Below are 22,917 nucleotides of genomic sequence, written 5' to 3'. Positions count from 1 at the left end.
AACGCTGTTCAGTCCGCGGCGCGGAAGTCGCGCAGCCAGCTCAGCCACGCGTCCAGTTCGGTGAACGCGCGTGAGCGCACCTCCGGCGCCGACAGGAACACGTCGTGGCGGGCGCCCTCGATGGGCACGATGTTGGTGCGGCCGCCCAGACATCCGGACCAGCGCTGAATCTGGCGGACGTCGAGCACCACATCCGACACATCCGCGGCCGGGCCGTATTTGCGCATGAACTTCGTCACCTTCGACCGCAGGATCAGCGCCGGAACGCCGACGTCGAGGCCGCGATGCAGCTCCGCATGGCCCCTGCGGATGGCGCGCAGCCAGCCCAGATGCACCGGGAACCCACCCAGCGGCTTCCAATCCAGGTCATAGTCCCATTCGCCCGCGACGCTGGTGTGCAGGCTGTCGCCGTAGGTGCTGAGCTCGCCGCCGGGCAGGCGCGTCATCGCGCGCAACCGTCCCACGCCGCCGATCACGGCGGTGCCGATGTGGCGGTAGTAGGCCGGGCCCTGCAGATCGAACCAGGGGCTGTTCAGCACGAGTCCGGTGATGCCCCGGTCGGCGGCGTCGCGGCGGTTCAGCCACAGCGGCAACACCAGGCCGCCGGTGGAGTGGGCCATCAGCAGTACCGGCAACCCGGTCTCCTCGCGCACGATCTCGACCGCGCGGTCCAGTTCCGTGTCGTAGAGCCGCAGGTCGCTGACGTAGTGCGCCGTCTGACCGGGGCGGCGGGAGCGTCCGCACTTGCGCAGGTCCAGGGCGTAGAAGCGGTAGCCGCGCGCACTCATGTGCTCGGCGAGGTGCTTCTGGAAGAAGTAGTCGGTGAAACCGTGGACGTACAGCACGGCGCCGGTGGCCGGCTCGGCGATATCGGGCTCGTGGCGGACCAGGGTGGCGTCGACGACGCCCTCACCGTCGGGATCGGGCCCGAGTGGGATGGTCAGCTGCCGGTATCCCTCGCCCAGAACATCGGGCTGCCAGGCGTGGGTGGTCGACGGGGCCAGGGGCGTCTCGTTCGTCACAGCCTCACGATATTCGACCCGCTCAGGGGCCTGCACGTCGAGCCGTGGCGAACCTGCATGTGTGACGGTTTCGGAAACGGGCATGGTGAGGGGCAGAATCAAGTTGAAGTGAACGGCGGGTAACCTCATTAGCCGCCCACCAAGTGCCCGCGCTGGACAAGGAAGTCGATCACCCCGTGCCGAACGCTGCGATGACTGAAAAGACCGATGTAGTCCTCATCGGTGCCGGCATCATGAGTGCCACCCTGGGTGCACTGCTTCGCCAGTTGCAGCCCGACTGGTCCATCACCATGTTCGAGCGGCTGGACGCGGCCGCGCCCGAGAGCAGCGACCCGTGGAACAACGCGGGCACCGGCCACTCGGCGCTGTGCGAGCTCAACTACACGCCGCAGGCCGCCGACGGTTCGGTCGACATCACCAAGGCGATCGATATCAACGAGCGCTTCCAGGTGTCGCGCCAGTTCTGGGCCTACGGCGCCGAGAACGGCGTGCTCGCCGACCCCTCGGGCTTCATCAATCCCATTCCGCACGTGAGCTTCTGCCACGGCGCCGACGGTGTGGAGTATCTGCGCAAGCGTCACGCCGCGCTGGCCCGGCACCCGCTGTTCGAGGGTATGGAATTCATCGACAGCCCGGACGAGTTCACCCGCCGCCTGCCCCTGATGGCCCGGGGCCGTGACTTCTCCGAGCCGGTCGCGCTGAACTGGACCCAGACCGGTACCGATATCGACTTCGGAGCGCTGACCAAGCAGCTGCTGGCCTACCTCGGTTCCTCGGGCGTGGAGATCGCGTTCGGCAACGAGGTGCGCAACCTGTCCAAGCAGTCCGACGGCAGCTGGACGGTCAAGGTCCGCAACACCCGCACCCGCGCCACGCGCACGCTCAACGCCAAGTTCGTCTTCGTCGGCGCCGGTGGGTATGCGCTGCCGCTGCTGCAGAAGGCCGGCATCAAGGAGATCCAGGGCTTCGCCGGGTTCCCGGTCAGTGGCCAGTTCCTGCGCTGCACCAACCCCGAGCTCATCGCCAAGCACGACGCCAAGGTCTACGGCAAGGCCGCCGTCGGTGCGCCGCCGATGTCGGTGCCGCACTTGGACACTCGCGTCATCAACGGCAAGCCGGGCCTGCTGTTCGGCCCCTACGCCGGCTGGACCCCGAAGTTCCTCAAGGACGGCAAGTTCAGCGATCTGCTCAAGTCGGTGCGGGCCGGTAACGTCACCCCGATGCTGGGTGTCGGCGTCACCGAACTCGGCCTGGTCAAGTACCTCGTCAGCGAACTGCTGAAGTCGCCGGCGGGCAAGGTGAACACCATGGAGGAGTTCATCCCGCGCGCCGACGGTCACGACTGGGAGCTGATCACCGCCGGTCAGCGCGTGCAGATCATCCGGCGCAAGGGTGCCGGCGGCGTCCTGGAGCTCGGCACCGCGGTGATCGCCGCCGGTGACGGTTCCATCGCCGGACTGCTCGGCGCCTCGCCCGGCGCGTCCACCTGTGTCAGCGCGATGATCGACGTGCTGCAGCGCTGCTTCCCGAGCGAATACTCCTCCTGGACACCGAAACTCAAGGAAATGGTGCCGTCGCTGGGTGTGAAGCTGTCGGAGAACCAGGCGCTGTTCCACGAGGTGTGGGACTGGTCGACGAAGGCCCTTCATCTCAACGGCAGCGGCCGGGTCGACAACACGCCGATCGCCGCAGGGGTCGCGCACAGCTGAAACATGTGATAGCAAGACGCGATGATGTCAACGGTTGCGCTCAAACGGTCGTGGGCCGCGGATCTCGATACCGCGACGCTGTACAAGCTGTTGAAACTGCGCGTCGAAGTGTTCGTCGTGGAGCAGAAATGCGCTTATCCGGAACTGGACGGGCTCGATCTGCTCCCCGAGACACGTCACTTCTGGCTCGACGACGAGGGTGAGATTATCTGCACCCTGCGGCTGCTCGAGGAGCACAACAACGGGGTGAAGTCGTTCCGCATCGGCCGGCTGTGCACCACTCCCGAGGCGCGCGGTCACGGCTACACCACCCGGGTGCTGCAGGCCGCCATCGCCGAAGCCGGTTCGGCGACAGTGCGTTTGAACGCCCAGACCTACCTGGTCGACCTCTACACCAAGCACGGGTTCAAGCCCGACGGCGAGGAGTACGAGGAGGACGGCATCGCGCACATCCCCATGCGCAGGGGCTGAGTGGCGGGTCCGTCACGGAGATGCCGGCCCCGTATCCCGTTCCGGGTGCGGGGCCCTCTCATGTCACGGGCGCGGTGATCGGCTCCGTGCCGGATCGCAGTCCGCACCACACAATTCGCGGGCGAGCATGGTGGCGCCGGCGACCGCGCCCGGCATGAGGACGATCGCCACGAACGGCACGAGGAATGCGGCCGCCAGCGGAATACCGAAGCCCCACACGAGCATTCGACGCGATCGCAGCATTGTCAGATGATCGCGCAATTCGATTCCGCGGCGCAGCATCGCGACCCCGGTCAGTTCCTGAGCCAGGAAGAACCCGGCCACGCACACCCCGAGTACCGGTATCACCGTCTGCCCCACGACCGGCAGGAATCCGGCGCAGAACAGCACCACGCCCCACACCGCCGCCCGGATCAGAATCCGTACCCCATCGCGGATCCCGATCCAGACCTCGCGCCACAGCGGCAGACCCGATTCCGGCGCACGGCCGTCGGCCGACAGCGACCGATCCACCCGTTCCGACAGGGCCTCGTAGAACGGCTGGCCGATCACCAGCGTCACCGCGGTGAACGTGATCACCGCCAAGAACAGCCCGAGCAGCACCAGTAGTACGGCCAGGCCGCCGCGCAACAGACCGGCCCACGGCGACGCCCACTGCGCCGCGAAGGGCGTCGCCCACGCCACCAGATCCCCCGCGAACGACACCAGCGCCACCAGCAATCCCAAGTACAGCACCATCGCGATCACCCCCGGCAGCAGCCCCAGCCCCAGCTCCCGCCGATGCGCCACCGCCCACCGCTGCCCCCGCACCAGATACCCGAAGCCCCGCACCACATCCCGCACCCGCCCAGCGTATTCGGCGGACGGGAACCTTGCCGCCGTACCTCGTGTGGCTGTGGGAAACTGCGAGGTGTGCGAACGCTTCGAGTCGGCGTGCTCGTCTCACACCATGGCTCGAATCTCCGCGCGCTCCACCGGGCCTCCCTCGAACCCGGCGCGGGCTTCGAGATCGCGGTCGTCATCGGCAACAACAGTGACGCCGCGGGTCTGGCCTACGCGCGCGAAAATCGCATCCCCGCACGGCATCTCTCCGGCGCGACCCATCCCGACCCCGGCGCGTTGGACGATGCGATCCGCACGGTTCTGGTCGAGCACGCGGCCGAGTGGGTCGTGACGGCGGGGTATATGAAGAAACTCGGACCGCGAACGCGCGGGCAGTTCGATTCCCGAATCCTCAACATCCACCCGGCGCCCTTACCGCGATTCGGTGGCGCCGGCATGTTCGGACTGCGTGTGCACGAAGCGGTGCTGGCGTCCGGTGTCGCGGTCACGGGGCCCACGGTGCAGCTGGTCGACGGCGACTACGACACCGGTCGGGTGATCGCGCATCACGAGGTTCCGGTGCTGGCGGGCGACACCGCCGAGACCTTGGCCGCGCGGGTGCTCGCGGCCGAACATGTGGTGTTGCCACGGGTGGTGCGCGATATCGCGGCGGGCAAGCGGCTGTAGCGTGACAGGGCAGCCCGGTGTGGGGGCGGAATGGGGCGCGCATACAGTGGGGGCGTGTCCGATTTCCGAGGTGAATCCGCATCGGCCGTGTCCGCGCATCGTGACGGTGAGGCGGGGTTTCCGTTCTCGGCGGTGGTGGGGCAGGAGCAGTTGCAGCTGGCGCTGATTCTGTGTGCGGTGCATCCGGGGATCGGCGGGGTGCTGGTGCGCGGGGAGAAGGGGACCGCCAAATCGACCGTGGTGCGGGCGCTGGCGCAGTTGTTGCCGCCGGTGGCCGACGAGGGCGGGCAGCGGCCGGCCCGGCTGGTGGAGTTACCGGTGGGCGCGACCGAGGACCGGGTCGTGGGATCGCTGGATCTCGAGCGGGTGCTGCGCGACGGGGAGCAGGCGTTCCGGCCCGGACTGCTGGCGGCGGCCCATCACGGTGTGCTGTACGTCGACGAAGTGAATCTCCTGCACGACCATCTGGTCGACGTCCTGCTCGACGCGGCGGCGATGGGGCGGGTGCACATCGAACGCGATGGCGTGTCGCATTCGCATCCGGCCCGGTTCGTCCTGGTCGGCACCATGAATCCGGAGGAGGGCGAACTCCGCCCGCAGCTGCTGGACCGGTTCGGCCTCACCGTCGATGTCGCGGCCTCGCGTGAGGTGGACGTGCGGATGGCCGTGGTGCGCCGCCGGCTCGACTACGAGGCCGATCCCGCCGGCTTCGCGGCCGCCTATGCCGCGGCCGATCGCGACGTCGCCGAGCGCATTCTCGCCGCGCGCGAACGCCTCGCCGAGGTGGCGCTCGACGATATCGAACTGCGCCGGATCGCCGCGCTGTGCGCATCCTTCGACGTCGACGGCATGCGCGCGGATCTGGTGGTGGCGCGCACCGCGACGGCCCACGCGGCGTGGCGCGGAAGTGACTGCGTGACAGCCGAAGACGTGCGTATCGCCGCGGAACTGGCACTGCCGCACCGCCGTCGGCGCGATCCGTTCGACGAACCGGGCATCACCGACGAACAACTCGACGCGGCCATGCGGGATGCCGAACAGGAGGCCGAGCGCGCTCGCTCCGAGCAGAGTCGTGCCGCGGACAGCGAATCGCCGAGCGCCGCAGCGGATTCGGCCACCGACCCCGAGCGCGAGTTCGATCGCGACCAGCGGGAGCCGGGTACGGATACCGACGGTGGGCCCGAGAACAACGGCCCCGGCGACAAGGGCCCCGACGACGACGGCCCCGACTCACCCGGCGGCGGGCCGCGCGGCGGCGCCCGCGAGGGCAGTGCGGGCACCCCGGCGAATTCCGCTGCCCGCCCGCCCCATTGGGAGATCCCCGGAGTAGGGGAGGGCGCTCCCGGACGCCGATCCCGCGCCCACACCCGGCACGGCCGGGTGGTGCGATCGGTCACCGACAGCTCCACCGGGCTGCATCTGCTCGGCACCCTGTTCGCCGCGGCGCCCCATCAGCATGCACGAGGCCGCGTCGGCGGCCCGCTGGCCCTGGAGGCGGCCGATCTGCGGGGCGCGTATCGCGAAGGGCGCGAAGGCAATCTGGTCGTGTTCGTGGTCGACGCCTCCGGGTCGATGGCCGCACGCGATCGCCTGTCGGCGGTCACCGGTGCGGTGGTGGCCCTGCTGCGCGACGCCTATCAGCGCCGCGACAAGGTCGCCGTGATCACCGTTCGCGGCAGCGAAGCCGAACTGGTGCTGCCGCCGACCTCCTCGGTGGATATCGCGGTGCGCCGCCTCGCCGATCTGCGTACCGGCGGCAAAACCCCGCTGGCACAGGGATTGCTGAAGGCACGCGAGGTGGTGGCCCGCGAACACGTCCGCGATCCGCAGCGCCGCGCGATGGTCGTACTGCTCACCGACGGGCGCGCCACCGGCGGTGCCGACCCGATCCCGCGGGCCCGTGCCGCCGCCCGATTGCTCGCCCGCGACGGCGTGGCCGGTGTGGTCGTCGACTGCGAGCGCGGCATGGTCCGGCTGGGACTGGCCGCGGAATTCGCCAGGGAACTGCGCGCCACCTATCTGCGCCTCGGCGAGCTCACCGGCGATTCGGTCGCCGCCGCGGTGAAGTCCGGATTGCCCCATCACGTGGCGGCGTGACTGCCCGCTCCGGACCCGCGCGGCCGGCCGGGTGCGCGGATGTGGGAATGTGATGCATAGGTGCTCGACCAGGAGGATGCAGCGATGCCGAAGGGCGTTCCGGAGACGATTCCCGACGACGGGCTGACCACTCGCCAGCGGCGTAATCAGCCGGTGCTCGCGGTGCACACCGGGCCCGGCAAGGGGAAGTCGACCGCGGCGTTCGGGATGGCGTTGCGGGCCTGGAACCAGGGTTTCGATATCGCGGTCTTCCAGTTCGTGAAGAGCGCGAAGTGGAAGGTCGGCGAGGAGGCCGCCTTTCGCACCCTGGGCCGGCTGCACGAGGAGACCGGCACCGGCGGCCCGGTGGAATGGCACAAGATGGGCGAGGGCTGGTCGTGGACCCGCAAACAGGGCAGCGAGGGCGACCACGCCGCCGCGGCCCTGGCCGGATGGCGGGAGATCGCGCGCCGGCTGGCCGCCGAACAGCACCGCTTCTACGTCCTCGACGAGTTCACCTACCCGCTGAAATGGGGCTGGGTGGATGTCGGCGAGGTGGTCGAGACGCTGCGGAACCGGCCCGGCAACCAGCATGTGGTGATCACCGGCCGCGACGCCCCGCAGGCGCTGGTCGACGCGGCGGATCTGGTCACCGAGATGAGCAAGGTGAAACATCCGATGGACGCCGGGCGCAAGGGTCAGCGGGGTATCGAGTGGTGACGGCGGGCGGCCGATGACCACTCCGGCCGTGGTGATCGCCGCGCCCGCCTCGGGCAGCGGAAAGACCACGCTGGCAACCGGTGTGATCGGAGCGCTGCGCCGCGCCGGACATCGGGTCGCGCCGTTCAAGGTGGGACCCGACTACATCGATCCGGGCTATCACGGTCTGGCCGCCGGGCGGCCGGGCCGCAATCTGGATCCGGTGCTGGTCGGCGCCGAGCGGGTGGTGCCGCTGTACCGGCACGGCAGCGCGGGCTGTGATGTGGCCGTGGTCGAGGGCGTGATGGGCCTGTTCGACGGCCGGATCGACGCCGAGAACCCCGCCCCGATCGCCGAGGGCTCGACCGCGCAGGTCGCGGCGCTGCTCGGCGCTCCGGTGCTGCTGGTCGTCGACGCGCGCGGCCACAGTCAGAGCCTGGCAGCCCTGCTGCACGGCTTCGCCACCTACGACAGTGGTATCCGGCTCGGCGGCGTGATTCTCAACCGCGTGGGCAGCCCGCGCCACGAACAGGTGCTGCGCGGCGCCTGCGCCCGGGTCGGCCTTCCGGTGCTGGGCGCCCTGCCGCGGATGGACGAATTATCGGTTCCCGCACGGCATCTCGGGCTCGTCCCGGCGGTCGAGCACGGCTCCGCGGCGCACGCCGCGGTCGAGGCCATGACCGAACTCGTCGGCGCGCACATCGATGTGGGCGCGGTCGCGCGTCTGGCCGCCGCCGACGTGGCCGGGCCCGCGTGGGATCCGATCGGTGAGGTCGCGGCGGCGGCCCCGCACGCACACCGGCGGGGTTCCGGCGCGAGCCGGACCGCCCTCGACGGCCCGGAGACGGCAGGGCCGCGACAGAGCGGCGAGCCGGAGACGTCCGCTTCGGACAGTGTGGTGCGAGAGCCTGCACCGCTCATCGCGATGGCGGGCGGGCCGGCGTTCACCTTCGGCTACGCCGAACATCGTGAACTGCTGGTGGCGGCCGGGGCCCGGGTCGCGGTATTCGATCCGTTGCACGAGCAATTGCCCTCGGGCACAGCCGGTTTGGTCTTACCCGGCGGCTTCCCGGAGGAACATGCCGCCGATCTGGCCGCGAATACGCCGCTGTTGACCGGGGTTGCCGAGGCCGCGGCCCGCGGCATGCCTGTGCACGCCGAATGCGCGGGCCTGCTCTACCTGACCCGTTCGCTGGACGGGCACCGCATGGCCGGAGTCCTCGATGCCACCGCCGAATTCGGACCCCGCCTGACCCTCGGTTACCGGGATGCGGTGGCACTGGCCGACTCGGCGCTGTGGCGCACCGGAGAACGTGTGCGCGGCCACGAATTCCATCGCACCCGCTTGGTCACCACGGGATCGAACCCACCGGCGTGGGGATGGCGCACCGACGAGACCGCGGTCCGGGAAGGCGCGGTGGCGTACCAGGTGCATGCGTCCTATCTGCACACCCACCCCGCCGGAAATCCCACGGCCACAGTCCGTTTCGTTGCGGCGTGCAGCCAGTTCGCCGCGGCGCGCGCCGGCGTGTGACGGCGATGCGCGCGCGTCTCTCGAAACGACCCGCCGACGGACGGCTGAACCGGGCAGCGGCGGATCTCGTTCGCCGGCACCGGGGCCGAATGGATCGTTGCGGCGCACCCGGCCGGCCGTGGATCAGTTGCCGGGCAAACGGGGACCGATGAGCGGGGCGGTGGTCGTGGGAATCGGGTCACGGCCCGATCCGGCGGCGGATGCCATCGTTGCGGCCGTACGGAAAGCGGTGGGGGACGGCGCGATCCGATGTCTTGCAACCATCGATCGGCGGGCAGAAGAGCCGGGCACCGTCGCGGCCGCCGCCGCATTCGATGTGCCGGTGATCGGATTCGGTGCCGACGAACTGGCCCGGGTCGACGTTCCTCATCCGGGCGACCGTGCGGCCGCCGCGGTCGGCACGCCCAGTGTCGCCGAAGCGGCCGCGCTGCTCGCCTGGGTGTGCTGGGGCCGGCGCGGGCGGCTGATCGTGCCGAAGACGGCGTTCGGCACCATGACGGTCGCCGTCGCGGAGGAGGATTGAACGCAGGGACAGGCGGCCTGAACGAGATCCGGCCGAATCCGCGACTGCGCGGATCCGGCCGGGTGGATGCGAAAATTGCTGTCTCGCAATGCCTTATACGCAGGCGCCGCCGAGGCTCGCGGTCGTCACGATGGTGTATCCGGCGACCGGTGACAGTTCCGGAAGGCCGTCGTAGTACACCGCGCTGACGACGTGCTCGCCCGGCCGGTCGGGCACCCAGCCGATGCTGGCGACCCCGTTGACCACCGGCGCGGTGCCGACGATGTTGCCGCTGATCCCGGAGAGGTGACTGAAGAAGTCGACGGTGCCGTGCGTGACGGGGCTGCCGTCGGGGTTGCGCAGCGTCGCCACCGCGTTCTGGGCGCAGCCGACCAGTGCCCCGCTGACCGGGCTCAGTGCCGATCCGGACATCGATACCGCGATCGTGGGCGCCACGGTCGCACCGGCCGGGGCCGCTGCGACGACCGGAAGCAGCGCGCCCATCAGCGCCCCGGTGGCCACGGCGAACCCGGCACGCGTGCGGGCGCGCCGCGCCCGCCCGGAAGACGGCGCCGAGCCGGGGAAAACCTGGGAGGAACCACGCGAAACACGGAATCCGCTCATCGTGCCTGCCTCTCGCTGTGCCGTTCCGGGCCGACGGCCCGGCGTCGATCCGTCGGAGGATACCTGAGATCCAGCTCACATCGAGCCCGCCACGCGGAGCGGGCGCGGGTTACGGCGCGACGGAGGTCCAATCGGCGAAGCCGGTGGGGTCGTGGCGGCCGAGGCTGCCGTGTTCGAACAGGCCCCAGCCCTCGGCATCGCCACACCGGGCCTGTCCGACATGGTCGATCACACCCCACGGAATCCGCCCGGCCACCGCCGGATCCGTCAGGTCGTAGCTGCTGCTCGAGGACCAGTCGCGTCCCTTCCACTGGCCGTGCAGCCAATCCGGATCGCCGCCGTAGCCGCAGCCGATATGCAGCGGAATGCAGGTGTGCGCGCGCACCTCCACGGTCAGCGGCGAGCCGTCACCGGCGGTCATGTCCAGTCGTGCGGAGACGGGAATTCGCGTGCCGGAACGGTAGTCGATGTGAATGCGCGGCCAGCCCAGCTGTTCCACGCGCCCGTCCGGCCACACCCGCACGGCGTCGTTGAGGGTGCGGAAACCGTCCGGATTCTCCTGCACGATCACCACGATCGCGAAGTCGTCGAACCGCAACGGCACGTAGAGCCACCAGAATCCGGCGGCCGGTTCGCTCGCGTCGCGGCCGGGTGGTTCGGTCTCACCGACCGGCCGGATGCCCCAGGACCGGTCGCGGGTCCCCATCCAGATCCCCGGGTCCACGGCGATGTCGTCACCGTCGACGTGCAGTGTCCCCGACCAGGAGCCGACCTGGGCGAACCGGGAGGCGTCGATGATCGGCCGGCTGCCGGTGTGGATGAGGTGCGGCTGTTCCTGGACGGCGGGGAACGAGCCGTCCCAGGTGAGGTCGAACGACAGATCCTCGTGCTCGCAGATGACCCGGACGCGCCGCAGCGGTTCGATCACCTCGATGCGATAGCCGCCGACGCTCATGGTCAGGTCACGCGGCGGCAGCGCGTCCGAGAACCGGACCGTGCGCTGGGTATCGCCGCGGCGCACCGCGGCGTAGGCGTCGATCACGCCGAGATTCGGATAGACGCCGAAGCCGGTGACCAGCATCGTGCCGCCGCTGCGGTCGTGGGCGTTGAAGTAGTTGCGGTCGTAGAAGTTTCGGTCGGTGGTGGCCGCGCGCGCCAGCGACAGCGGCGTCTGGTGCACCGGATATTCGTCCAGCGGAACCGGCGCCTGCTGGGCCGGATGTCCGTCGATGCCTGCCATCAGTCTCCTCAATCCCACTGGTAGGTGCCGTCGAGCAGGGCCTCGAGGGCCGCCCGGTGCATCACGTAGTCGTCCCGGTCGTCGGTGTCGGTGTCCTCGCCGAAGTGGATCATCCGCCGTTTGATGCGTGCCATCACGATGCCGTGGCGCAGCGCGGCGTAGACCAGATACCACTCCAGATCGCGCAGCCGGTGGCCGGTCAGCTCCTCGTAGCGCGCGACCACGTCGTCGCGGCGCAGGTAGTCCGGCAGGCCGGGCTGATCGAAGCGGGTGGCGATGTCCTGGAAGAAGCGATGGATGAAGATCAGCCAGGCCACGTCGAGTTCGCGCGGGCCGAGCGTGGCCATCTCCCAATCCAGGACGGCGACCGGGTCGAATTCGTCGAAGATGATGTTGCCCGGCCGGGCGTCGCCCCAGTTCAGCACGTCGGGCCCCGGATCGGCGGGCCAGTGCTGTTCGAGCCAGTCGAAACCGCGCTCCAGCAACGGGATCCGGTAACCGTCGTCGGCGAGCGCCCACCGGTACCAGTGGCGCTGAGCGTCGAAGTGGCGGCGCAGCGACGATCCTTCCCCGGACAGGCCGGGGAATTTCGCCGTGGGGTCGGCGATGGCGTGGACCCTCGCGATGATGTCGACCGTGGCGTGGGTGATCCGCATCCGCTGCTGCGGCGTGGCATCGAAGACCCAGCCGACGAACACGTACGGCGGATTGTCCTCCGGGATCCGCCCGTGGACCCGCTCCATCACGAAAAACGGTGTGCCGAGCACGGATTCGTCCGGCTCGAACCAGCACAGCCGCGGCACCGGCACATCGCTGTGCGCGCCGACGCCGGCCATCACCGCGTACTGGGTGTCGAGGTCGTAGGTCTCGAAGACGGGGAACGAGCCCTCCTCCGGTGGCATCCGTGCCACATACGAGCCGGTCTCGGTGCGGCCCTCGCGCTCCCAGCTCGCCTCGAACATCACCGAGGAACTGGACATGCCGCCCGCCTGCGGCCGCGACAGCCCCGTGACCACCGGCGCGGTGGTGCCGGTGAGCTTGCCGGCCAGCCAGCGGGTGAGTCGCTCGGCGAGTTCGTCGAGATCACGAGCGCTGGTGGTCAGTTGCCGCCGCTGCCCGGGGTCGGTATCGGATTCGCCCGACATATCGGACCTCCTGACGGGATGAAAAGGTCTGTGCGCCAACTCTTTACGCTCAGGCACGGCGGTGTCCGGCCCGGCGCGGGCGGCGTGTGGATGAAATGTAACGCGTTCTAGTGCGCGGTGGCGCGAAATCGGTGGCGAATTTTCCGCCGTTCCGCTGACCGGGATCCGGTTTGCCCGCGCCGCGCGCGATCGAGGCGACGGTGGTGATTCGGGGACCACCCCCGGTACTCGTGCTGCCACGTACGCCGCGCGGAGTACCGGGGAATCGGGGTCCGGCCCTGAGGACTTCGGCCGCAGGTCCTCGTAACGTCGGGGACCGATCCGCGCACCCGGCCGCTTCGGCGGCACTGTCTGTGCGTAGGACCGTTCGGGGAGAGGAGTGGGTAGTGAGTGTCATGGTGGCGCAGGCCGAACCACCGCAGCTGGAATACGAATCCGAGGCGGCGTCGGGCTGGAAACCGCTCACCCGCGTGGCCTTCCGGTTCACCTTCCTGTACTTCGGATTGTTCTGCCTGATCTATCCGCAGATCGTCTTCGCCTTCAGCGGCTGGTTCGGCCGCTGGCTCGACGCCGACGCGGTGCTGTGGCAACCGCGGCTGCTGCGCCCGGTGCTGGAGTGGGTGGGCCGCACGGTCTTCGGGGTGCACCCGGTGCTGAGTCCCAACGGCAGCGGTGATCAGACGATCCTGTGGGTGCTGGTGTTCTGCATCCTGGTCGTCGCCGTCGCGGGCACGCTGATCTGGACCCTGCTGGACCGCCGTCGCACCGATTACCGGCGGCTGGCCGGCTGGTTCCTGCTGTTCCTCCGGTTGTGTGTGGCCGGTCAGATGCTCAACTACGGGTTCGCCAAGGTCATCCCCACGCAGATGCCCGAACCGATGCTGTCGACGCTGCTGGAGCCCTACGGCAATCTGACGCCGATGGGGGTGCTGTGGAACCAGGTCGGAATGAGCCCGGCCTACGAGATTCTGCTCGGCGCCGCCGAATTGCTGGCCGGCGTTCTGCTCTTCATTCCGCGCACGGCGACGGTCGGCGCGATGCTGACACTGGTGAGCATGGCGCAGGTGTCCGTGCTGAACATGACCTTCGACGTGCCGGTGAAGATCCTGTCCGGGCATCTGATGCTGATGTCGATGGTGCTGCTCGCGCCGCAGGCGCGACGGCTGCTGGACGTACTGGTGCTCGATCGCCCGGTCGCGCGCTCGACGGCGCCGTACCCGTTCCGCACCCGCCGGGCACGAGGGGTCGCGGCGCTGGTGCAGGCCGGCATCGGGGTCTGGGTTGCGGTGGCCCTGGCCCATGTGAGCCTGCAGTTGTGGGACGAGGGCCCGGGCCGGACGAAACCGCCGCTGTACGGGATCTGGCAGGTCGACGAATTCAGCCGCGACGGGCAGCCGATCGCGCCGCTGCTCACCGACCGGGACCGGTGGCAGCGCGCGGTGTTCGACGTCGACGGGGTCATGCAGTATCAGCGGATGGACGGGACGTTCGTGCCGTTACAGGTGCGGGTCGATACCGGAGCACATCGACTGGACCTGCACGCCGCGCCCGGTGCCGACCAGCCATCCGTGATCTCCGGCGGCTTCGCCTACGAACAGCAGGGATCGGACCGGCTGCGGTTCACCGGAGATCTGGACGGGCATCCGGTGACGGTGACCTTCCGGCGCCAGGATCCGGATGCCTTCCCGCAACGCAGCCGCGGATTCCATTGGATCCAGGACGCACCCGAGGGGTGAGTTCAGCCGGCCGTCGCGCCGATCTGGTTGCCCCAGTGCGGGTTCGGGGCATAGAACTCCCCGGTGCCGGGGGCGAAGGCGGCCGCCGCCCCGGCACATCCCCACAGCCGGGCCGCCAGCCACGCGGTCGGATAGCCGAGGTAGCCGTACACGCCGTCGGTGCACGGCGACGAGGCGCGGGCGCAGTCGGGTTGACCTTGGACGTCGTTGTGGTTGGGGCCGACCAGGGTGCCCCACGCCTTCGTCACCGACGCCGGCGTGGCCTCGTAGTAATCCTGGTTGGACTGCAGGCCCGGAAGTGCCCACAGCGTCTGCGACGGGGAGATCAGCGCGTCGTCGGAGCCGTTGACGAAGAAGACCGAACCACCACCGAGGCGGCGAGTGTCGGCGCAGCTCAACCGCTTCGAGCAGAACGACTGGGCGGGCAACTCGATCGGCACGGCGGTGCGGATCAGCCCGCCGGAATCGATCATCGCGTTGAGCACCCCGGTGGCACCTTGGGAATGACCCACCGCCCCGATCGCCGAGGTGTCGAGCCGATCGTGGAACACGCTCGCCGGATCGGCGGCCCGCTCGATGAGATACCGTGCCGCCCCGGCGATATCCACGCCCGTGCCGGTACTGCGATTCTCGGTCGCGATCACGACGAAACCCCACGACGCCAGATGCCGCAACAGATAGGCGTACTGGCGAGGCTGGGCGGCCGTGCCGTTACCCCAGGTGATGATCGGATGCCGCGGGCCGCGCGCGGCCACATCGGCCGGATACCAGATGTCGTAGGCGGCGCCGGTGCTGTCGCAGCACCCGAATCCGTAGTGCTCGGTGACCTGCCACGGCCCCGGCTCCGAGTAGCGGGCCTCGGTCGGGCCGCTCGCACGATAGGGGTCGGCCGCATACGCGGTGGCGGCCACCGCGGCGGCGACCGCGACCGTCACCAGCACGGTCAGAACCTGCAGCACCGGTCGTCGCATGGTCGCAGCATAGATCCGCGCCGAACGTACCGGGACGAAAAACACGGCCGGCGGGAATGACCGTGTGCGGCACCCGGTTGTGCCGTGGCATGAGTGTTGAACTCTCCGACGACCTGAAGAAGATCCTCGACGACACAAAGGTTTTCGCCACGCTCGCGACGATCGGCCGCGACGGGCAGCCGCATCTGACCGTCACCTGGCTGCTGCGTGACGGGGAGGACCTGCTGTACTCCACCACCGTCTCGCGCCGGCAGTACAAGAACGTGGTGCGCGACCCGCGGGTGACGATCATGATCAACCCGCCGGACAATCCGTACGTCTACGCCGAGATCCGCGGCACCGCCACCGTCACTCCCGATCCCGCCAAGACGCTGCCCGACCGGCTGTCGGCGAAATACACCGGCCTGCCCTACATCGAATTCAATCCCGCCTCCGTCGACGACGCGGAGCGAGTGATCGTGCGGGTGACCCCGGAGCGGATCAACGGCCGCCTCTGATGCGACCGAATTCACCTCGTGTAATTCTGTGAGATGAGTCTCGACTGTGATACGGCGAGCGTTGCAGAGCCGGTGTAACCCCTGCAGGATGGCGGGAGCGACAGCTTCCGTCGCGTCGACTTCGCAGGTAGAGGGAGTTTCACGTGGCTTCGTCAGGTCGCAGACAGAGTAGAGGTACGACGCACCGGGCCGCGATGCGCGCGGCAGCCGCGGGTGCCGCCGCACTGGCAGTGCTCACCGGCACGGGCGCCGGTGTCGCCGCCGCCCGGCCGGTCGGCGCGTTCGACGTCGGCGGGGCGATCGAGAAGGAATACGACCGTGCCGGCGGCGCCGCCTTCTTCGGCAACCCGACCGGACCGGAATTCGACGCGAACGGCGGCAAATTCCAGGTCTTCGACCGCGGCTCCTCGATCTACTGGTCGGTGGGCACCGACGCTCATGCGATCGGCGGCCTGATCCGCGACAAGTGGGGCTCGATGGGCTGGGAGAACAGCGCGCTCGGCTTCCCGCTCACCGACGAGGCCCAGGCCGGCAAGGACGGCAAGGCCCGCTTCAACCAGTTCCCCGGCGGCGTTATCTTCTGGTCGGCGAGTACCGGCGCGCACCCGGTCTGGGGTTCGATCCTCGGCATCTGGAACGGCAACAACGCCGACCGCGGCCGCTACGGCCTGCCCACCAGCGACGAATACGACTACAACGGTGGCAAGGCCCAGGATTTCCAGGGCGGCCGGATCACCTGGAAGCCCTGATCTTCCGGGCCTCCGGCGTCGCGACGGGTGATTGCGGAGTTCATCCGGCCACGCCGTAGGCTGAAACCTTGTGCCGAATACGACAGACGACCAGCAATCCGGTGACCCGAACTATGTCGTCGGGCTCGATCTGGCCGGCCGCCGCGTCGTCGTCGTGGGTGGCGGCTCGGTAGCTCAGCGCCGGCTCGGACTGCTCATCGCGAGCGGGGCAGATATCGAGGTGATCAGCCGGACGGTCACCCCCGCGGTGGAGGCGATGGCCACCTCCGGTCAATTGCGCATCTCCCAGCGTGCCTACGCCTACGGTGATCTCGACGGCGCCTGGTACGCGATCGCCTGCACCGACGAGCCGGAGACCAATGCCGCCGTGGTCGAGGAGGCCACCCGCCGCCGCATCTTCTGCGTGCGCGCCGACAACGCCCGGCTCGGCACCGCCGTGACCCCGGCCACCGCCCGCTACGACGGGCTGACCCTCGCGGTGCTGGCCGGTGGACGGCACCGTCGTTCGGCCGCGGTGCGGACCGCGCTGTTGGAAGCCCTGCAGTCGGGCGTGGTCATCGACGATTCCGAGCCCGTGGCACCCGGTGTCGCGCTGGTCGGCGGTGGGCCCGGCGACCCCGATCTGATCACCGTGCGCGGCCGCCGGCTGCTCGCCCGTGCCGATCTTGTCGTCGCCGACCGGCTGGCGCCGCCGGAACTGCTCGCCGAACTCGGACCGCATGTGGAGGTCGTCGACGCGGCGAAGATCCCGTACGGCCGGGCGATGGCGCAGGAGGCGATCAACACCGCGCTCGTCGAGGGCGCCAAGGCAGGCAAATTCGTGGTCCGGCTCAAGGGCGGCGATCCGTACGTCTTCGGCCGCGGCTACGAGGAACTCGAGGCGTGCGTGGACGCCGGGGTGCCGGTGACCGTGGTTCCCGGCGTCACCTCCGCCATCTCGGTACCCGCCCTGGCCGGCATTCCGGTGACCCACCGCGGTGTCACCCACGAATTCGTGGTGGTGAGCGGGCACATTCCGCCCGATCACCCGGATTCGCTGGTGGACTGGCCGGCCCTGGCCCGCCTGCGCGGCACCCTCGTGCTGCTGATGGGCGTGGAACGCATCGAGAAGTTCGCCACCGCACTCGTCGACGGCGGCCGCCCCGCCCACACGCCCGTCACCGTCGTCCAGGAGGGCAGCCTGCGCACCCAGCGGATCGTGCGCGCGGATCTGTCCACGGTCGCCGACCGCGTCCGCGCCGAGGGCATCCGGCCGCCGGCGATCATCGTCGTCGGCCCGACCGCGGGCTTCACCGCGGGCGCGCCGGATGCCGTCGAGCAGGCCGGTTAGGCCCGCGGTGTGTGCCCGGCACACGGGCACGGCCCGGTCGAGCGGCCCGCGGACAGCGCGAGTACGCACGCGGCTGGCCGGTGCCGATATCCGTTACAGTGAGTCACTGTGCTCGAGAACCCCGCTGCGACGATGCAATATCCGGTGACGAAGCGGGCCTTCGGGCTGCCGATCCTGGTCCTGTCCGGCCTGCAGTTGATGGTCGTGCTGGACGGCACCGTCGTGATCCTGGCGCTGCCGGCCCTCCAACGTCATCTGGGCCTGACCAGTTCGGGCAGCGCCTGGACGGTGACCGCATACGGTCTCACCTACGGCGGGCTGATGCTGCTGGGTGGACGCCTCGGCGACTCGTTCGGTCGCAAAAAGATGCTGCTGCTGGGGGTTTCGTTCTTCACCCTCGCCTCACTGCTGTGTGGTCTGGCGCAGAACGAGGCCATGTTGATCTTCGCGCGAGCGTTGCAGGGCACCGGCGCCGCGATCGCCGCACCCGTGGCGATGGCGCTGGTGGTCAGTACCTTCGCACCCGGACCGCCGCGCAATCAGGCGATCGCCATCTTCGGTTCGATGATGGGGGTGGGGTCGGTCGGTGGTCTCGTCGTCGGCGGCGCTCTCGCCGAATGGAATTGGCGGCTGATCTTCCTCATCAACGTCCCGATCGGGCTGTTGATCATCCTGGGCGCGGCCTTCCAGCTGCACGATTCGGCCCACCACCGGCTGCCGCTCGACGTGCGCGGCGCCTTCCTCGGCACCCTGGGCTGCGTCGGCGTGGTATTCGGTGCGACCGAGGGACCCGATCTCGGGTGGACCAGCCCGTATGTCATCGGCGCGCTGATCGCCGGATTGCTGCTGCTGGTGGCGTTCGTGCTGGCCGAACGGTCCGCCGTCAATCCGCTGCTGCCGCTCACCCTCTTCCGTGATCGGGACCGCTCGATCACGTTCATCGCGCTGCTGCTGGGCTCCGGTGTCCTCGGTGCGATGACCTATTTCGTCGCGCAGTTCCTGCAGAACGTCGTCGGCTACAGCCCGCTGGTCGCCGGTCTGGCCTCGATCCCGTTCACCATCGGCGCCGGCATCGGCACCGGCGTGGCGTCCAAGGCCGCGCTGATGATCCGGCCGCGCTGGCTGCTGGCGGGTGCGGCGGCCGTGCTGGCCGGGGCTCTGTTCTTCGGCTCCACCCTGGATCGCTCGGTCGACTACCTGCCGACGCTGCTGGTGTTGCTGGCGGTGGTCGGTATGGCGATCGGCTTCGTGATCGTGGTCGGGCCGCTGTGCCTGCTGGTGGGCGTACCGGTGAACGAGGTCGGCCCGCTGTCGGCGATCGGCCAGATGATTCTCACCCTCGGCACCCCGTTCGCGGTCGGGCTGCTGACGCCGCTGGCGGCCTCGCGCACACTGTCGCTCGGCGGCCGGACGGATCGGACCTCGAATCTGACGCCCACCGAGGTCGCGGCGCTGTCCAGCGGTTATACGTTCGTGTTGCTCATCTGCGCGATCGGCGCCGTGATCATCGGGCTGCTGGTGCTCACGCTGCGCTACACCCCGCAGCAACTCGCCCAAGCCCAGCACGCGCAGGAGGAAGCGCAGCAGGTGTAGGCGTCGCGGCCCGCGATCGAGCGTCTCAACGGCGGTCGAACAGTTCCAGTAGTTCGGTTCTGCCGAAGACGGTCGCCGATTCCCGAGCCGACGGTGTGCCCGCGTTCGGATCGGCCCCGGCCGCCAGCAGGGCCTTCAGAATCTCGTCCTCACCCTTGAACACCGCTCCCGCGGCCGGGGTCTGGCCGCGGTCGTTGGCGCGATCGGGATCCGCGCCGCGCTCGAGCAGGGCGGTGACGGCCGCCTGCTGCCCGTGGTAGGCGGCCAGCATCAGCAGGGTGTCGCCGTTGTCGTTGCTCAGATTCACCGGGACACCCGCGTCGATATACGCCGCGAGCGTCGCTGCCTCGCCGGTGCGGGCCAGCTCGAAGAGCTTGGTCGCCAGTTCGACCAGGTCCGGATCCACGCCGTCGGTAGCCACGGGCCATTACTACCACGGCCGTGCGACGATCCGGCGAACCGGCGACCTGTCGTTCGAGAGACCGGGCGAGCGGTGCCCGAGCCCGATCAGTTGTAGGAGCGCGCGACCCCGTCGAGAAGGTGTTCGAGGGTGTCGTAGGTCGGAGTGTCGACGACATCGACCACATCCGGGGCGACCGGGATGTGGTGTTCGGCGGTCACGGCGCTGAACTGGGACGGATCGGCGGTGCGGAAGCCGTGCTCGGCGGCCAGGCGCTGCAGTTCCGGATCGGTGCTCAGCAGCTGTCCGACCCGGTCGCCGGTCGCGGTCAGCGGGACCAGGGTGTGCCGGGAAAGGACCGTCGGAGACGGGTACAGCATCACCGCGTCGGCGGGCAGCTTGCCGGCGACGGCGGCCTCCACGAACTGCGATTCGTAGCCCCACACCATGGGCGTGGGACCCATTCCGGCGGTGAGGTATTCGCCGAACGGACCCGCGCTGGAATTCTCGGTGTACCCCTGTTTGGTGAACAGCCGCGACACCTTCGAGAGCACGAAATTCTCGGCGGCCGGACCCTGCACGATCGCATCGTCGTTGGCGACGTAGGCGGCCACCGCCAGATACATCGCCGCCGAATTGGAGGTCCGCGGATCGGTGGTGGAGATCAACACGTTCTTGCGCACCGGATAGGCGGTGTTGCCTTCCAGTTGATCCCACTGGGCGCCTTGCTGAGTGAGATCGAGGTACCGCCGCATATCGAAGGCGGGCACGGTCCCCGGGCGGGCGATTCCCGCGCGGGCGAGCAGGTCCACGATCGGCCGGAAACTGGCGACCACCATCGGCGAGGAGAACGGCGTGTACTTCGCGGTGATCCCGCGTTCGCGTTGAATTCGTTCGGCGGCAAGGCTGCTCGACGGAAAGGCGAAGTCGTCACCGTCCAGCTTCACCGACGTCGCGATCTGCCGCGACCCGGCCGGGTCGACCTCCAGCCGGATTCCCTTGCGCGCCAGTGCGTCCACCACGCGCGGATCGGTGAAGAAGCCCATCTTCTCGGAGCCGACCACGCCGTGCGCGGTGATCAGCGCGGGAGCGGTGGCGGGGGAGCCGCTGTCGCCGCTGCGAAAGCCGAAGGCCACCACCAGCGCGACGACCACGACGATCACCGCTGCCGCGACGGCCAGGACCCGTGGTTGCCGCAGCGCGGTCACCAGGCCCGGTGTGCCCGCTCCCGTGGAGGCCGGGCTCGTCGCCGCCTGGGAACTCGATTCCGGCTCCGTCGCAACGTCACTCGCGTACGGTGTGGCGGCCACGGTCTCCGGTGCGGTCGGTTCGACGGGGGAGTGGCCGGGTGCGACCGCGACTTCGGATGTCGCGGAATCCGCCGGCGCGGTGAGGTCTTTCCGCTCGTCCGCCGCGGACTCGGTCGGAGCCTCAGCGGCTGCAGCGGGAAGCGAATCGCGGTGATCCGTACTGCTTTCGATGACATCGGTATCGGGCCGGTCGGTGTTCGCGTTTCCGCTGTCGACGGACGCCGGGTGGTCGGTCCCAGGCGCGGGCTGCTGCGAGTCGGTCGCGTCGGCGGGCGAGGACTCGTCGCGGAATTCGGCCGCTGTGCCGCCGGCGTGCGGTGTGTCGCCGGTGTGCGCGATATCGCCGATGTGTGCGGTGTCGCCGGTGCGCGGCGAATCAGCCTCGCCGGATGCGGATTCCGAGGCGTCGGCGTCGTCCGCGACGGTTTCGGTCGCAGATTCCGCGATGACGCTCGGGACATGATCGGCAGGCGCGGGCATGTCGTCGGCAGACGCGGCGTCGGCGGTGGCCTCGAGCGACGGCGCCGAGACCCGTTCCGGAACAACCGGCGCGGCAGCGTATTCGAACTCGTGCGACCGGTCGTCTGCCTTACGTTGCGGTGGAGTGTGCTGCAATTCGCGGCGCACGATGCGTTCCACCAGAATCGGCACGAAATCGCGCACGGCATGGCCGTCGAAGCGCCGGCGCACCTGGCCGACCATTTCCTCTACCAATTCCGGGGAATGGCTGCTGCCGTAATGGTCGACCAGCCGATCGGTCAACTGACGCAGTGCCTTTTCTTCACGGTCGGTGGCGTCACCCACGCCGAACTCCTCGCCCATCGCATCCCAACGGCAGCGGTCGGCCGGCCGCGCCGACGTTACGATAGCGAGCCGGAATGCCCGTTCCGTGCGACCGTGTTTCGCCCTGATGGCTGTGGAATGCGCTGGTGGAGAGGCGTTTTTCGGTGATTGTTCCCGTGGCTGGGCAGGCGCTATTCGGCTCGAATTACGTCGGCGGTCACCGAGAATTCACTCACGTGAGGACCAGCAGTTCGCTCGACGACGCGATTTCCACACGCAGCCCGGCCTTTTCGGCGATCCGCGCCAGCGCGCGGATATCGCCGGGCTCGGCGCGAGTCGACACCAGGGCCCGCGCCAGCAGCCCCTTGTGATGTTTGTTGAAATGGCTCACCACCGTGCGGCTGCCGTCCGGGCGTTCGGTCAATACGGTCGCGGTCACCGCGCCGGGCAGCCGCCCCAATTGCTGATAGGTCCCCGACCGCAGGTCGACGACCAGCTGACCGGCGGTCGCCTCCCGCAATGCCGGGGCCAGCACCGGCTTCCACAACGACGCCAGCGTCGGCAGGCCCGGTAGTTTCGAACCGCCCGACAGCCGATACCCCGGAATGGCATCCCCCGCGCGCACGACCCCGAACAGCGCCGAACCGATCGCCAGCCGCGCCTCCGCGCGGGCGCGCTGCGTCTTGGTCAGCGAATCGGCGTCGAGCGCGTCGTAGAGCACTCCGGTGTAGCGCCGCAGCGCCGGCGCGGTCGAGGCGGTCCGCAGCGACGCGTTGCGGGTGAGCGCGGTCTGCAAACCTTCCGCGCCCGCGCCGGTCGCCTTTCCCAGCCCCAATGCCACCCGCGCGGCCTCCGGGTCCGCGGACAATTCGATCAGCTCGGTGATCAGCTTGTCCCGCACCGTGGTGAGCTGCGGTAACCACAGAGAATCCAGATCGAGCGGACCGAGATTTCCGCCGTCGGACTTGGTTTCGGAAGGAGGCAGAATCACCAGCACGAGCCGATACGGTAATGCCC

21 protein-coding genes are annotated in these 22,917 nt (G+C 69.3%); 12 read left to right on the top strand and 9 right to left on the bottom strand.

Annotated elements, in window-relative coordinates:
• Positions 1–8: 8 nt before the first annotated feature.
• Positions 9–1,022, bottom strand: a complete 1,014-nt coding sequence (locus NA3_RS05405) for an alpha/beta hydrolase (protein ID WP_227995015.1) — start codon at positions 1,020–1,022, stop codon at positions 9–11.
• Between the two features lie 191 nt (positions 1,023–1,213).
• On the opposite strand from NA3_RS05405, the gene mqo reads away from it, so the two are divergent.
• Both mqo and NA3_RS05395 read left to right on the top strand, forming a co-directional pair.
• On the top strand, positions 1,214–2,731 hold the full coding sequence (gene mqo, locus NA3_RS05400) for a malate dehydrogenase (quinone) (RefSeq protein ID WP_062962871.1): 1,518 nt from the start codon (positions 1,214–1,216) through the stop codon (positions 2,729–2,731).
• Positions 2,732–2,752: 21 nt separating this feature from the next.
• Positions 2,753–3,202, top strand: a complete 450-nt coding sequence (locus NA3_RS05395) for a GNAT family N-acetyltransferase (protein ID WP_030513138.1) — start codon at positions 2,753–2,755, stop codon at positions 3,200–3,202.
• A gap of 63 nt (positions 3,203–3,265) precedes the next feature.
• Here NA3_RS05395 and NA3_RS05390 read toward each other — a convergent pair whose 3' ends face one another.
• Positions 3,266–4,045: an EI24 domain-containing protein gene (locus NA3_RS05390; protein WP_062962463.1), complete on the bottom strand. Its 780-nt coding sequence runs from the start codon at positions 4,043–4,045 to the stop codon at positions 3,266–3,268.
• 69 nt (positions 4,046–4,114) lie between these two features.
• Between NA3_RS05390 and purN the strand changes: the two genes are divergently transcribed.
• The 5 genes from purN to NA3_RS38090 all read left to right on the top strand — a co-directional run bounded on the left by purN (position 4,115) and on the right by NA3_RS38090 (position 9,543).
• Positions 4,115–4,711 carry a phosphoribosylglycinamide formyltransferase gene (purN, locus tag NA3_RS05385; RefSeq protein ID WP_062962462.1) on the top strand — a complete coding sequence of 199 codons (597 nt, stop codon included), beginning with the start codon at positions 4,115–4,117 and terminating at the stop codon, positions 4,709–4,711.
• Between the two features lie 54 nt (positions 4,712–4,765).
• Complete coding sequence (locus tag NA3_RS05380) at positions 4,766–6,808, top strand: magnesium chelatase subunit D family protein (protein ID WP_227995020.1); 2,043 nt, start codon at positions 4,766–4,768, stop codon at positions 6,806–6,808.
• Between the two features lie 84 nt (positions 6,809–6,892).
• Complete coding sequence (gene cobO / locus NA3_RS05375; protein ID WP_062962460.1) at positions 6,893–7,507, top strand: cob(I)yrinic acid a,c-diamide adenosyltransferase; 615 nt, start codon at positions 6,893–6,895, stop codon at positions 7,505–7,507.
• A gap of 13 nt (positions 7,508–7,520) precedes the next feature.
• Positions 7,521–9,020, top strand: coding sequence for a cobyrinic acid a,c-diamide synthase CobB (locus NA3_RS05370; protein ID WP_062962459.1), 1,500 nt, complete (start codon positions 7,521–7,523; stop codon positions 9,018–9,020).
• Between the two features lie 148 nt (positions 9,021–9,168).
• On the top strand, positions 9,169–9,543 hold the full coding sequence (locus NA3_RS38090; RefSeq protein WP_063917339.1) for a cobalamin biosynthesis protein: 375 nt from the start codon (positions 9,169–9,171) through the stop codon (positions 9,541–9,543).
• A gap of 93 nt (positions 9,544–9,636) precedes the next feature.
• Here NA3_RS38090 and NA3_RS05360 read toward each other — a convergent pair whose 3' ends face one another.
• The 3 genes from NA3_RS05360 to NA3_RS05350 form a co-directional block, all read right to left on the bottom strand.
• Positions 9,637–10,146, bottom strand: a complete 510-nt coding sequence (locus NA3_RS05360; protein WP_128145365.1) for a hypothetical protein — start codon at positions 10,144–10,146, stop codon at positions 9,637–9,639.
• A gap of 109 nt (positions 10,147–10,255) precedes the next feature.
• Positions 10,256–11,386 (bottom strand): Rv3169 family protein, encoded by a 1,131-nt coding sequence (locus NA3_RS05355; RefSeq protein ID WP_062962457.1) that lies wholly within the window; start codon positions 11,384–11,386, stop codon positions 10,256–10,258.
• Between the two features lie 8 nt (positions 11,387–11,394).
• A complete protein-coding gene (locus tag NA3_RS05350) occupies positions 11,395–12,531 on the bottom strand; it encodes a phosphotransferase family protein (RefSeq protein WP_062962456.1) in 1,137 nt (378 codons plus the stop codon).
• A 395-nt stretch (positions 12,532–12,926) separates the two neighbouring features.
• On the opposite strand from NA3_RS05350, the gene NA3_RS05345 reads away from it, so the two are divergent.
• Positions 12,927–14,267 (top strand): DoxX family protein, encoded by a 1,341-nt coding sequence (locus NA3_RS05345; RefSeq protein WP_227995449.1) that lies wholly within the window; start codon positions 12,927–12,929, stop codon positions 14,265–14,267.
• Between the two features lie 2 nt (positions 14,268–14,269).
• Here the strand turns inward: NA3_RS05345 and NA3_RS05340 are convergent, their stop codons facing one another.
• Positions 14,270–15,238 (bottom strand): poly(ethylene terephthalate) hydrolase family protein, encoded by a 969-nt coding sequence (locus NA3_RS05340; protein WP_128145364.1) that lies wholly within the window; start codon positions 15,236–15,238, stop codon positions 14,270–14,272.
• A gap of 89 nt (positions 15,239–15,327) precedes the next feature.
• Here NA3_RS05340 and NA3_RS05335 point away from each other — a divergent pair, with 89 nt between their 5' ends.
• The 4 genes from NA3_RS05335 (at position 15,328) to NA3_RS05320 (ending at position 19,407) form a co-directional block, all read left to right on the top strand.
• A complete protein-coding gene (locus tag NA3_RS05335; RefSeq protein ID WP_062962868.1) occupies positions 15,328–15,735 on the top strand; it encodes a PPOX class F420-dependent oxidoreductase in 408 nt (135 codons plus the stop codon).
• 194 nt (positions 15,736–15,929) lie between these two features.
• Positions 15,930–16,484, top strand: a complete 555-nt coding sequence (locus tag NA3_RS05330) for an LGFP repeat-containing protein (RefSeq protein WP_062962454.1) — start codon at positions 15,930–15,932, stop codon at positions 16,482–16,484.
• Positions 16,485–16,554: 70 nt separating this feature from the next.
• A complete protein-coding gene (gene cobA / locus NA3_RS05325) occupies positions 16,555–17,814 on the top strand; it encodes a uroporphyrinogen-III C-methyltransferase (RefSeq protein WP_062962453.1) in 1,260 nt (419 codons plus the stop codon).
• Between the two features lie 132 nt (positions 17,815–17,946).
• Positions 17,947–19,407, top strand: coding sequence for an MFS transporter (locus NA3_RS05320; RefSeq protein WP_062962867.1), 1,461 nt, complete (start codon positions 17,947–17,949; stop codon positions 19,405–19,407).
• A gap of 25 nt (positions 19,408–19,432) precedes the next feature.
• Here the strand turns inward: NA3_RS05320 and NA3_RS05315 are convergent, their stop codons facing one another.
• The 3 genes from NA3_RS05315 to yaaA form a co-directional block, all read right to left on the bottom strand.
• Positions 19,433–19,828: an ankyrin repeat domain-containing protein gene (locus NA3_RS05315; protein ID WP_062962452.1), complete on the bottom strand. Its 396-nt coding sequence runs from the start codon at positions 19,826–19,828 to the stop codon at positions 19,433–19,435.
• 86 nt (positions 19,829–19,914) lie between these two features.
• Positions 19,915–21,921, bottom strand: coding sequence for a three-helix bundle dimerization domain-containing protein (locus tag NA3_RS38085; protein WP_218021770.1), 2,007 nt, complete (start codon positions 21,919–21,921; stop codon positions 19,915–19,917).
• Positions 21,922–22,132: 211 nt separating this feature from the next.
• Complete coding sequence (gene yaaA / locus NA3_RS05305) at positions 22,133–22,897, bottom strand: peroxide stress protein YaaA (RefSeq protein WP_062962451.1); 765 nt, start codon at positions 22,895–22,897, stop codon at positions 22,133–22,135.
• Positions 22,898–22,917: the final 20 nt, after the last annotated feature.

Source organism: Nocardia africana NBRC 100379 (genome assembly GCF_001612635.1).
Taxonomy (GTDB): domain Bacteria; phylum Actinomycetota; class Actinomycetes; order Mycobacteriales; family Mycobacteriaceae; genus Nocardia; species Nocardia africana.
The sequence above is the reverse complement of the archived record's forward strand: the minus strand, read 5'-3'. Positions and strand labels throughout refer to the sequence as shown.

Excerpts from the sequence above, each read along its gene's own strand:
- NA3_RS05345 (WP_227995449.1), top strand. The coding sequence starts at position 12,927 with ATGGTGGCGCAGGCCGAACCACCGCAGCTGGAATACGAATCCGAGGCG.
- NA3_RS05330 (WP_062962454.1), top strand. The coding sequence starts at position 15,930 with ATGCGCGCGGCAGCCGCGGGTGCCGCCGCACTGGCAGTGCTCACCGGC.
- NA3_RS05370 (WP_062962459.1), top strand. The coding sequence starts at position 7,521 with ATGACCACTCCGGCCGTGGTGATCGCCGCGCCCGCCTCGGGCAGCGGA.
- mqo (WP_062962871.1), top strand. The coding sequence starts at position 1,214 with ATGACTGAAAAGACCGATGTAGTCCTCATCGGTGCCGGCATCATGAGT.
- NA3_RS05355 (WP_062962457.1), bottom strand. The coding sequence starts at position 11,386 with ATGGCAGGCATCGACGGACATCCGGCCCAGCAGGCGCCGGTTCCGCTG.
- cobO (WP_062962460.1), top strand. The coding sequence starts at position 6,893 with ATGCCGAAGGGCGTTCCGGAGACGATTCCCGACGACGGGCTGACCACT.
- NA3_RS05340 (WP_128145364.1), bottom strand. The coding sequence starts at position 15,238 with ATGCGACGACCGGTGCTGCAGGTTCTGACCGTGCTGGTGACGGTCGCG.
- NA3_RS05395 (WP_030513138.1), top strand. The coding sequence starts at position 2,753 with ATGATGTCAACGGTTGCGCTCAAACGGTCGTGGGCCGCGGATCTCGAT.
- NA3_RS05360 (WP_128145365.1), bottom strand. The coding sequence starts at position 10,146 with ATGAGCGGATTCCGTGTTTCGCGTGGTTCCTCCCAGGTTTTCCCCGGC.
- NA3_RS38090 (WP_063917339.1), top strand. The coding sequence starts at position 9,169 with ATGAGCGGGGCGGTGGTCGTGGGAATCGGGTCACGGCCCGATCCGGCG.
- NA3_RS05350 (WP_062962456.1), bottom strand. The coding sequence starts at position 12,531 with ATGTCGGGCGAATCCGATACCGACCCCGGGCAGCGGCGGCAACTGACC.
- NA3_RS05335 (WP_062962868.1), top strand. The coding sequence starts at position 15,328 with ATGAGTGTTGAACTCTCCGACGACCTGAAGAAGATCCTCGACGACACA.
- NA3_RS05320 (WP_062962867.1), top strand. The coding sequence starts at position 17,947 with ATGCAATATCCGGTGACGAAGCGGGCCTTCGGGCTGCCGATCCTGGTC.